The organism is Chamaesiphon sp. VAR_69_metabat_338 (assembly GCF_031423935.1).
GTDB lineage: Bacteria > Cyanobacteriota > Cyanobacteriia > Cyanobacteriales > Chamaesiphonaceae > Chamaesiphon.
In genome coordinates this window covers 1-9,910 of the sequence record NZ_JANPGM010000609.1, presented here as the reverse complement: position 1 = coordinate 9,910, position 9,910 = coordinate 1, and the positions used below count along the sequence as shown (strand labels likewise).

The 9,910-nt window shown below is 49.1% G+C and carries 11 protein-coding genes; 5 read left to right on the top strand and 6 right to left on the bottom strand.

What is annotated here, in order from left to right; genetic code table 11:
* Positions 1-144: 144 nt before the first annotated feature.
* From RMO84_RS16825 to RMO84_RS16805, 5 genes are all read right to left on the bottom strand, one after another.
* The gene (locus tag RMO84_RS16825) at positions 145-1,461 is read right to left on the bottom strand and encodes a HAMP domain-containing sensor histidine kinase (protein ID WP_310489589.1); all 1,317 of its coding nucleotides are present in this window, start codon (positions 1,459-1,461) and stop codon (positions 145-147) included.
* Positions 1,462-1,491: 30 nt separating this feature from the next.
* On the bottom strand, positions 1,492-1,629 hold the full coding sequence (locus tag RMO84_RS16820; RefSeq protein ID WP_310489588.1) for a hypothetical protein: 138 nt from the start codon (positions 1,627-1,629) through the stop codon (positions 1,492-1,494).
* Positions 1,630-1,659: 30 nt separating this feature from the next.
* Complete coding sequence (locus tag RMO84_RS16815; RefSeq protein ID WP_310489587.1) at positions 1,660-1,974, bottom strand: DUF3143 domain-containing protein; 315 nt, start codon at positions 1,972-1,974, stop codon at positions 1,660-1,662.
* Positions 1,975-2,083: 109 nt separating this feature from the next.
* Positions 2,084-2,770, bottom strand: a complete 687-nt coding sequence (locus RMO84_RS16810; protein WP_310489586.1) for a molybdenum cofactor guanylyltransferase — start codon at positions 2,768-2,770, stop codon at positions 2,084-2,086.
* A gap of 117 nt (positions 2,771-2,887) precedes the next feature.
* Positions 2,888-3,451 (bottom strand): hypothetical protein, encoded by a 564-nt coding sequence (locus RMO84_RS16805; protein WP_310489585.1) that lies wholly within the window; start codon positions 3,449-3,451, stop codon positions 2,888-2,890.
* Positions 3,452-3,640: 189 nt separating this feature from the next.
* Between RMO84_RS16805 and RMO84_RS16800 the strand changes: the two genes are divergently transcribed.
* Positions 3,641-3,973: a hypothetical protein gene (locus RMO84_RS16800; RefSeq protein WP_310489584.1), complete on the top strand. Its 333-nt coding sequence runs from the start codon at positions 3,641-3,643 to the stop codon at positions 3,971-3,973.
* A gap of 47 nt (positions 3,974-4,020) precedes the next feature.
* Here RMO84_RS16800 and RMO84_RS16795 read toward each other — a convergent pair whose 3' ends face one another.
* Positions 4,021-4,776 carry a creatininase family protein gene (locus RMO84_RS16795; RefSeq protein ID WP_310489583.1) on the bottom strand — a complete coding sequence of 252 codons (756 nt, stop codon included), beginning with the start codon at positions 4,774-4,776 and terminating at the stop codon, positions 4,021-4,023.
* Positions 4,777-5,054: 278 nt separating this feature from the next.
* Here RMO84_RS16795 and RMO84_RS16790 point away from each other — a divergent pair, with 278 nt between their 5' ends.
* The 4 genes from RMO84_RS16790 to RMO84_RS16775 form a co-directional block, all read left to right on the top strand.
* Positions 5,055-5,795, top strand: coding sequence for a response regulator transcription factor (locus RMO84_RS16790; RefSeq protein ID WP_310489582.1), 741 nt, complete (start codon positions 5,055-5,057; stop codon positions 5,793-5,795).
* Positions 5,796-5,957: 162 nt separating this feature from the next.
* On the top strand, positions 5,958-7,433 hold the full coding sequence (locus RMO84_RS16785; protein WP_310489581.1) for an NAD(P)/FAD-dependent oxidoreductase: 1,476 nt from the start codon (positions 5,958-5,960) through the stop codon (positions 7,431-7,433).
* 97 nt (positions 7,434-7,530) lie between these two features.
* The gene (locus RMO84_RS16780; protein WP_310489580.1) at positions 7,531-8,250 is read left to right on the top strand and encodes an EndoU domain-containing protein; all 720 of its coding nucleotides are present in this window, start codon (positions 7,531-7,533) and stop codon (positions 8,248-8,250) included.
* A 313-nt stretch (positions 8,251-8,563) separates the two neighbouring features.
* Positions 8,564-9,910 (top strand): deoxyguanosinetriphosphate triphosphohydrolase (locus tag RMO84_RS16775; RefSeq protein WP_396135886.1); only part of this gene is annotated, 1,347 nt, incomplete at its 3' end.

Genomic DNA, 9,910 nt, shown 5'->3' with positions numbered 1-9,910 from the left:
AATAAGATGTAGTCACATTTAAAATTAATTAGATTATCTAGGTTTCGGCGCGATCGAACCTTTAGAACTGGATGTAATTATATCCTAACAATTATCGTCAGTTAGTAAATGTCTTATATATCACCAATAGCAAAGCTAAGTTAACTAATTGTGCGGCAAAATTATCCGGAACCAAGCACCATGAGTCGTGGGATGATTATTTGCCACGATCGTGCCGTGGTGAGCGAGAATAATTTGCCGGACGATCGCAAGTCCCAAGCCACTACCAGTCGTTTGCGAATCGAGCGTGCTATTGCCTTTCGCTGGACGGTAGCGGGAGACATCGCCCCGATATAATCGATCGAATATATGGGGCAGATCGTCGGGCGCAAAGCCAGTGCCATCATCATACAGATCGATAACTACGCTTTGCTGGTTACTACTAGACGCACCTTCGCCGATTTGTTCTGGCGATCGGAGCTGAATATCGATCCAAATATGACCCAGATCGGGGCAATATTTCAGGCTATTATCGAATAAATTAATCCATACTTGGGTAAATCTGGCGGCATCGATCTCTAAGAGCGATTGAGTTAGCCCAGCCCGCACAAACTTAATTTGACGTTGAATGGCAATCGGTTCGAGCGTATGCCAAGCGTCATCGATCGTTTTGACAACATCTGTTGCTACCAATCGAAGTGATTGGCTGGATGTGGATTCGAGCTGGCTGAGTTCCACAAAGTGCTGAACTAGATCGATCAGCCGATTAGTTTGGGTTAAAATTCGACTCGGCCAGCGCGTCAACTCTGGCGGGACTTTGGATTCTAATGTTTCGGCCAGGAGATGAATAGCCGTCAGCGGCGTCCGAATCTCGTGCGCCAGGTCGCCGAGCCAACGTTCGCGCGCGGTGGCCGTATCAACTCGCTCTTGCTGGCTCTCGACAAAGATCCCGATCTCCCCATTTGCCAACGGAATCCCACTGGCTTTGAGCCAAATTGATTGGGAATTGGCGGCGTCTTTATAGCCGAAATGAAATTGCCAAAGGAGATCTTGGCCGATGAGTGTCGATCTGACTTTGCTAATTAAGCCATCGAGTTCGTAAGAGCGCACCAATTCTAATAACAGTCTGGCTGTGCCAGCATGCCATTTGTGGATCTGGAGTAAGTTTTGAGCAGTCTGATTGCACCACAAAACTTGATTGTCAGCATCGAGCTGGAGATAGCCAATCGGGGCATCTTGAAGTACGGATTGCCAACTAAATAATTGTTGCTGGAGTCGTTGTTGCTGACGTTGGTTGGCGATCGCGCGACGGCGCAATTGAGAGACAATCGGTAGCGAGATATCTTCGCGATCTACCACATCCTCCATCACTGCGAGCACTTGCTGTAATTGTTTTCTGGTTGCAGCTTCCCGCCAGACGTAACAACCCACACTACCTACCAGCAGCCCAGAAATTGCAGAGATGAGGCTAGTTAGAAACATGGGGACAATAAGGTAAGGTAATTGTACCGCTTATGTATTACTGAATTTACGCTTGTGCCAATGGTGACACGATCGCCACTCACAGCAGCTCGGAATCGGATTGCCGATCGTTTCAGCCGAGTCAATCGATCGAGGCGATGCCAGCAGATGAACGAGATTCGAGCGCATCCATCAGTTTTGAGACGTGCTGGTAGCAAACTAAGGGCCAGCAAAGACCGCATTTTCGATGTCCTGCCGACTGAGTGAATACTTAAAGGTACGATAAATACTAGTATTGCCAGACATAATTGGCGGAGTATTACTAGCCTGGAGATCGCTAATTTTGGGGGCTAAATAGCGCACGGTCAGTTCTTCAATATCCAAGCACAATTCGGCACGCCAGTCTGGCTTATCGATATACCAGCAGTGCAGCTCACTATCATCTTGTTGGCAGCCCATCGAAATCAACCATTGCTCGATTTCTGGCAAGGGATGGTTGTACAAGGGGGTATCATCAGTCGGGAGTAGTGTCATAGCTAGGTCGATAGGGTTGTTCGCCGATCGGTGCTGTCGCGATCGACTACTATCTTAACGTGAGATCGACCCCACTAGTTCTGGCAGTAGGTAACTAGTAACATCGATTTTAGGGTGACGATGGCGGTGCTGTTGGGTGCGATCTTGCGGCCACAATAGTAGCAAGATCGGCAGGAGTATTACAGTTGACCAAACAGTAGGGATCGGCAATAACTAACTCTGTCACTGGCTGTAGCTGCAACCAGCCCTGAAAAGATTGGCCTCGTTGGCGGAGCCTTGCCGGTGGCACTACGGAATGCGAATCGTCGATATAATCACGCAACGAGTGGCTGCAAATTTGGCGATAAAAGCCGCACAATGGCTCCCAACCTTTATCTGGCTGTCTGACTAAATAAGCGACACTCTCAGCCGGAATTGTGGGCAAGCGATCGATCCAGGTTTGGACGATTGCGGTGGATAAGTTGGGTAGATCGCAGGCAAGTAACAGGATCCAGGTAGCCGCGATCGCTGGCAAACTGTTACTAAACGCTACGAGCGGGCCGCAATTGGGAGCGAGATCGGGCAGAAAATGACAAGTGGCTGGCAACATCGACTCATAGCGTTGCGGCCAGGGAGTCACAACATAAATCTGGGCGGTAGCTGCCAACTGTTGCCCCGTCAGATCTCGACAAGCTGCGACAACATCGTAGATCCGCCGAATTAAGGGGATGCCATCGATCTCTAGACTAGCTTTGTCTCGTCCCATCCGCGAACTCTGACCGCCTGCCAAGATTAGTACTGCTAAGGTGTGTGGCATATTTCTTGGGGCGGGGAGCGGGGAGCGGGGAGCGGGGAGCTGGGCGCAGGGAGTTCTGAGAAGAGATCTAAATTAAATGAATAACAGCTTGGCGATCGATCTGTGACGATCGAATGACTAGTAACCAGCAGTGAGCTTGGACTTGAGCGGCGATGGGGTCGATTGTGGATTGGTGATGGGTTTGAGGGGACGGAGCGGTGCGCTAGGGATAAAGACACTGCGATCGGGAGTCGGCGAAACTAAGCCGCTGTCCGATTTTTGTGCGGAGATCGCTAGCTGCTGCTTGAGATTTTCATTCATGACGGCTTGCTGAGTCTCTTGGGTGCGCAACCGTTTCAACTGTTGGTATTGACTCTTCCACAAATCTTGAGTGTGGACGGTATAGCCATAGACGATCGCACTCAACCCGATCGCGCTCGCAAATAGCACCAGCGTACCGCGCTGAATGGTCAATAGGGATTTGAGCCAATTGGGGGTGGGATTGGGGGCAAATTGTCTGACTTGCGGCGATCGAGTCTGGCTGGATTTAGCTCTCTCTGATTTGGGATCTGATTTTGAAGCGGCTGAAGATCCTGGGCGCGGTCGCTGAGTTGTAGGCTCGTTCTGAGGCGGTATATTTAAGGGATACATACGCAGGCGATCGGCTCGTGGCAGAGGAGTAGGATAGATATTGCTAAACATCCTATCACCGATCTCGCTGGCAACAGCCGCTGTAGTAGAAAATTGGGGCAGGATCTCTAGGGTTTTCGCTTCTCTCTATACTTGTGTATACACGGTAGGAGGCAGCGGATAGGCAGATCTATCCACTATCCACTATTCACTATTCACTACCCCCTAGAACCTAAAGCCTAAAACCTAAAGCCTACCTAAATGCTGCCAAAAATTACAATTTACTTAGCTCAAATTTGGTTATGGACGAGTATTTGTAGCCAGATTGCCTTACCCGTGAAGGCAGAGCCGCTGACTGTGGAGCGCGATATCCCAGAAGAGGTGCTCAGAGCCGAAATTATTACCGAAGCCCGATCGCCGATCGATGGTCGAGCATTGTCGGCGACTGAATTTGCGGAATTGGTGGTCGAGAGCAAACAACAACTCGATCGCGCCAATGCTGAGTTGGGTGCTGGCAGTTCCAAAATCAAAGAGACGTTATTCTTGATACGTTTGCGGGGATTTTTGCGATCGGTGGGAATTCCCATTAAGTAAGGCATCCTACCTTAGACACAACACTCCCCGCTCCCAACGATCGACTATCAACTATTCTCAGTTGCCAAAAACTCCAGATAATCAGCCGTTAAATCCTTCACTGCCAGATCGAAGAATTGCTTGCCATGTGCGGGAGTAGCGAGGCTGGGATCGGAACCCATGCGGCCATCGGGATAACGACGGCGAAAATCTGCCGCACCGAGAATCTTGCGTTCTGCGGAGAGATTGTTAGCATCTAATGGCGCAGATTTAATGGCTTCGGGATAGAGATATTGAGTCAGTGCCACTTCAGATGGGGTCGCGTGAGATCCCTCGCGATCGCCATACAACTCTTTAGCCAGCCGATAGACACTGCCAGACATAAACCAGTTAGCAGTTTGACATTCGATGCGATCGGCAGTGGGAATCTGCAAATCGGCTAAGTGCGCGTACAGCTCTGAATAAGCCGCCTTGAGAGTAGCAATATTGCCACCATGACCGTTGATAAAAAAGAATTTGGTAAATCCAGAACGGGTTAAACAGGTTAGATAGTCGCGAATCACCAGGATTAGCGTACTCGGACGCAGACTCATCGTGCCTGGAAAAGCAGTATGGTGCAACGCCATACCCACATTAATTGTCGGTGCGACGAGGGCTTGGGTGGCCGTGCCGACAGCTTCGGCGATCGCTTCGGCACAAATCGCATCGGTGCCGATTAATCCGGTGGGGCCGTGTTGCTCGGTCGAACCGATCGGGATAATTATCCCAGTAGATTCATGCAGATAAGTTTCAACTTCCGTCCAGGTACTTAGGTGTAAACGCATAACGATCGATCTGGGGCGAGCAGGAGCATATCCATATCTTAGGTGGTTATCCAATTGTTGTGGTCTGTCGAACTGGATGGGCGATCGGGCCAAATGGAGCGATACCGATGCTCGATCTACCGGAATATAGTATTGTGAGATGGGCGATCGCCTGCTACTAAATTAGCTGTAGCCGGCCGTACTTAGATCTCGATTCAATTTCTAGCGGTGCGCTATTTCCATCCAAAATATTGTTGGCTTCCGTCTTTTAGTTACTTGTGATGATGCTTGCACTCAACATGTCGAACAACTCCGGGATTGGGCAACTAGGCAACGTCACCAACCGAATTTTATTAGTAGAAGATGAAGAATCGATCCGAGAATTACTCATCTTAGGTTTGGAAGAAGAGGGTTATGACGTCGTGGCGATGGCTGACGGACAGGCGGCTCTAACTCAGTGCCAGCAACCTATTTCACAGCCCCAAGATTTTCCGTTCGACTTGATTATTCTCGATTTGATGTTGCCGAAAGTTAGCGGACTAGATTTATGTCGATTTTTACGCTACCAAGGCAATCACGTCCCGATTTTAATTGTCAGTGCCAAAACCACCGAAACCGATCGAGTGTTGGGCTTAGAAGTTGGTGCGGATGACTACATCAGCAAACCCTTTAGTATGCGAGAGTTGATTGCTAGATGTCGCGCATTGCTGCGCCGTCATCGGCTCAATGTGGCTGCCGATACCCCAACGATTCATTTTCAAGATATTACGTTATATCCTGAAGAGTATCGGGTGCAGGTGCGCGGCATTAATGTCAGTCTCTCGCCCCGTGAGTTTCGCTTGCTGGAGCTATTTATGCAGCATCCCCGTCGAGTCTGGGATCGCGAACAATTACTCGATCGCGTCTGGGGCATCGATTTCATTGGCGATCGCAAGACTGTAGACGTCCACATTCGGTGGCTACGCGAAAAACTCGAAGTCGATCCCAGTCAACCGCAATACATTACTACCGTACGTGGTTTTGGTTATCGGTTTGGTTAGGCTTTAGGTTTTAGGCTTTAGGTTTTAGGCTTTAAAGCTGTGTTCTTTTATTCCCAGCTTTCAACTCCCTGTCTTGTCTCGCTATACCGTCGGGGAACCCGACGAGCGCGAGCCGCAACTCCCAACTCTAAGTCCCCTGTCCACTCCTCCCCACTCTCCACATTGTCTCTAGAATACGATTTAGTCATAATTGGTGATACGGCAGCAGCGAGAGCGGCGGCGATCGAGGCTGTGGATTTACAGGCGCGGGTGGCCTGGATTTTGCCACCATTGTCTGAGGCGCGATCGCATTTTCAGCGCGATTTGTATCCGTATGCGTTGGCGCAGATTGCGGCAACCAATCGCACCCATCGCCCAATGCTGTCAGATGGATTGTCAGCACCGCCACAGTTGAGCAATTATCCCTGGCAATATGCAGATGCCGCGATCGACAGGCTGGAACAGCAAGCTAGTCCCGCACTGTTAGCAGCTAGAGGTGTGGATACGATCGTCGGTCATGGGGAGTTTGGTCGTCGCCCCCACCTGGCATTTAATATCAATCATCGCGCTCTGCGCGCGCGGGCTTATTTAATCGCGACTGGTTCGGTGGGAGATTATCCCTTGATTCCGGGCATTCAGGACAGTGGTTATCTGACGATCGATCGACTGCCGAGTATGGTCGATCGGCAAATCCCGCTCCGCTGGGCGATAATTGGCTCGGAAGCGATCGGGGTTGAATTAGCTCAAACGCTGGCTAAACTGGGCTGCCAAGTCCATCTCATCGTCGAAACAGCTCAGATATTGCCCTATGAAGATCCGGTGCTGGCGAGTCAGATCCAGTTACAATTGGCTGCCGATGGCGTCCGCATTTATCTAGACGCGATCGTGACTCAGATCGATCGGGATCGTGAATCGAAAGTAGCGATCTTTGGGGATGAAGCGATAGCGATCGATGAGATTTTTGTAGCCCTACCCGATCGACCATTAGTCGAACCATTCAATCTTAGCGGCGTGGGGGTAGAGTACAACGAAAAAGGGATCTCGATCGATCGTTACCTCGGTACTTCCAATGCTCTGATTTATGCTTGTGGTAGCGTCTGCGGTAATGTTTTTGGCGGTTATCACAGTCAACATTTAGAACGCTATGAGGCCAAAATCGCCGTTCGGAATGCCCTGAATCGTCGGCAGCAAAAGATTGACTATCGCAGTTACGATCGGCTGCCGTGGGCGGTTTATACCGATCCACCGTTGGCGCGAGTCGGGATGACTAGCGGTGCTGCCGATCGAGATCGGCAGGATCTCATCATCCTCAAACAAGATTTCAAAACCTGTCCCAAGGCAATTTTAGACAATATTACCAGTGGTTTTTGTCAGATTATCGTCACTCGCCACGGCAAAATTCTCGGTGCCCAAATCATCGGTGCCAATGCCCCGGAATTAATTCAATTACTCGCAGTTGCCATCGAGCAACAACTGACAATTACCGACATCGCCAATATTCCCTGTCTCTCACCTACGTATGCGGAAATAATCGATCGAGCCGCCCAATCGTGGCAAACTACTCGACGACAACGATTATCCAGAGCTGGCTGGCTAGCTACAACAATCGATCGATTCTTAGGGTCGATGGTACCGCGTTGGCTGAGTTGGTGGAAGTAGTACGGGAGCGGGGAGCGGGGAGCGGGGGACTGGCACATCTATTCACTATCCACTATCCTCTAAAGCCTAAAACCTAAAGCCTAAAACCTAAAACCTAATGGAAAAACCACAGTTACCACCGTTTTTCGATCGTGTGAACAATCCCGAGCATCCGCAATTTCCGCAAGGAGTTGCAGTCGATCTGACGCCACCACCGCCGGATTTATCGCCATTCGATCGAGATGTGTTGCAGGTTTGCGGGAATTTAGGAGATCGCGCTTTAGCTGAGGATTTTCAGGCTTTGCTGGTGGCTCATCCGGCAATTTTTCGCCAAATCAAACTAGCGGTAGGTAGTGAAATTTTTCGCGGCAGAAATACCGATGCTGAATTTTTGGCAGATTTGACAGAAATCTGGTTCAAACGAGAGGGCTTCGAGCATATTTTCTGTGGCAATATCCGCAACGGACAACTTAAAGGGATGCATTATGTCGGCAGATATCTCCAGCTTCAGGAGCAGGGATTGGCAGGAAAGTTACCCAACAATCGACATCAAGAGGAAGTAATTGTAGATGCTGTTTATACGATCGGGGTATTACTCAAGCATGGCAATCGGCTGATTGTCGATCGGCGGAATGGCTATGCCTTAATTACTGACGCGACCGAACTGTTAATTGCCGCCACGTTGGCATTCAAAGCCAAAGCTAAACCGAATACTGTCTGCGCGGTTCCGGTTGTGGATGCCGATTCGGGACAGACTTATACTGCCGTACTCTTTAAGGAAGATAATGCGATCGTCACTTTTTATCCCGATGTGACACCTACCAATACAACTTGTTAGTCGCTGTTAGTCGATCGATTTGCCAGCAAGCCAATCGGAAATAATCGCTCTTTAATCTTCAATTTATAATTGCTAGGATATAGAGAGAACATTTGCTTGTGCCGATCCGATTTGTCGATCGGATTGCCAGTTAAAGTAGACAATAAAGCTATTGGCGATCGGAGACTACCCTACTAAAATCTCCGCGTGAGATGACTCTCGATCCCAATTTAAAAAACGATCCTAACCAGATAGATGAGCTGACTCCACCAGCGAGATTTCCCTAATCCCCAATTCAAAATCCACAATCCAAGATGGTATGACAATGGAGCGAATGCAATGGGCGCGGCTGTTTTCGCGCAAAAGATATGGCATCATTCTGCCAGAACAGCAGGAAGTCGGGCGCAGTCATTTTCAGAAAGATATCGATCGGATTATTTTTTCGAGTGCTTTTCGGCGACTCAATCACAAAACGCAAGTCCATCCGCTCCCCGAAAATGATAATATTCACACCCGCTTGTCCCATAGTTTAGAAGTTTCTTCGGTGGGGCGGAGTTTGGGTACGAAAGTCGGCCAAAGACTCGCACCCGAACTAAAAAAAATCGGGATCGAGCCGTCAGATGTCGGCGATATCGTTCAAGTTGCTTGTCTGGCACATGATATCGGCAATCCACCCTTCGGACATTCTGGCGAAGAAGCAATCCGCAATTGGTTTCGATGCAATGCCGATCGAGAATTCCTGCAAGATTTAACCGCCGCCGAATTACATGAGTTCCAATATTTTGAAGGTAACGCGCAAGGATTGCGGGTAATTACTAAACTGGAATATTACCTATTTGAAGGCGGCATGCGGCTGACTTATGCGAGCTTAGGCACATTTCTGAAATATCCCTGGACATCAGATTTTATGCTCGCAGGTGGCAAAAAGAAGTTTGGTTGCAATATCACCGAGCGCGAAATTCTCACCGAAATTGCCACCGAACTCGGCTTGATCCAACGATCGACAACGGCTTGGTGTCGCCATCCGCTCGCATATTTGATGGAGGCTGCCGATGATATTTGTTATGCCTTAATCGATCTCGAAGATGGGATTGAGATGGGCTATATTACTTACGATGAAGCGATCGAGATTCTTGAGATCGTGTTTGATTTTAATACGATCCCACCTTTGCATGGGAGTTGTACGGGAACGGAATTACTCCGGCGGACGATTGCGATCGCGCGAGGCAAAGCGATGAATATTCTGATTGAGGGCGTAGTCGATACTTTCATCCACCAACAAGACGATCTATTAACTGGCAACTTCCAGTACGCCGATTTGATTGGTGCTTGTGGCGGTCGCATCAAAGAATGTATTTATACCGCCAAAAATACGGCTAAATCTCAAATCTTCGATCGACCCCGCAAAATCGAAATCGAAATCGGTTCTCATGCGACGATCGACACGTTGCTCGATGCCTTTATCGTCGCCACTTACAATTTATGTACCGATCGATCCGGCGATCGTTTCTGTGACAAATCTCGGTATATTCTCAATTTAATGGGCAGCTATCAACCCAAGCGAGAATGGTCTTTGCATCATGCTTATATGCATGCGATCGATTTTATCTCTGGGATGACTGATAACTATGCGGTAAGTATCACCAAACAACTCGCCCAGATAAATAGTGTCGATCGCTCG

Excerpts from the sequence above, each read along its gene's own strand:
- RMO84_RS16825 (WP_310489589.1), bottom strand. The coding sequence starts at position 1,461 with ATGTTTCTAACTAGCCTCATCTCTGCAATTTCTGGGCTGCTGGTAGGT.
- RMO84_RS16820 (WP_310489588.1), bottom strand. The coding sequence starts at position 1,629 with ATGCGCTCGAATCTCGTTCATCTGCTGGCATCGCCTCGATCGATTGAC.
- RMO84_RS16815 (WP_310489587.1), bottom strand. The coding sequence starts at position 1,974 with ATGACACTACTCCCGACTGATGATACCCCCTTGTACAACCATCCCTTG.
- RMO84_RS16810 (WP_310489586.1), bottom strand. The coding sequence starts at position 2,770 with ATGCCACACACCTTAGCAGTACTAATCTTGGCAGGCGGTCAGAGTTCG.
- RMO84_RS16805 (WP_310489585.1), bottom strand. The coding sequence starts at position 3,451 with ATGTTTAGCAATATCTATCCTACTCCTCTGCCACGAGCCGATCGCCTG.
- RMO84_RS16800 (WP_310489584.1), top strand. The coding sequence starts at position 3,641 with ATGCTGCCAAAAATTACAATTTACTTAGCTCAAATTTGGTTATGGACG.
- RMO84_RS16795 (WP_310489583.1), bottom strand. The coding sequence starts at position 4,776 with ATGCGTTTACACCTAAGTACCTGGACGGAAGTTGAAACTTATCTGCAT.
- RMO84_RS16790 (WP_310489582.1), top strand. The coding sequence starts at position 5,055 with ATGTCGAACAACTCCGGGATTGGGCAACTAGGCAACGTCACCAACCGA.
- RMO84_RS16780 (WP_310489580.1), top strand. The coding sequence starts at position 7,531 with ATGGAAAAACCACAGTTACCACCGTTTTTCGATCGTGTGAACAATCCC.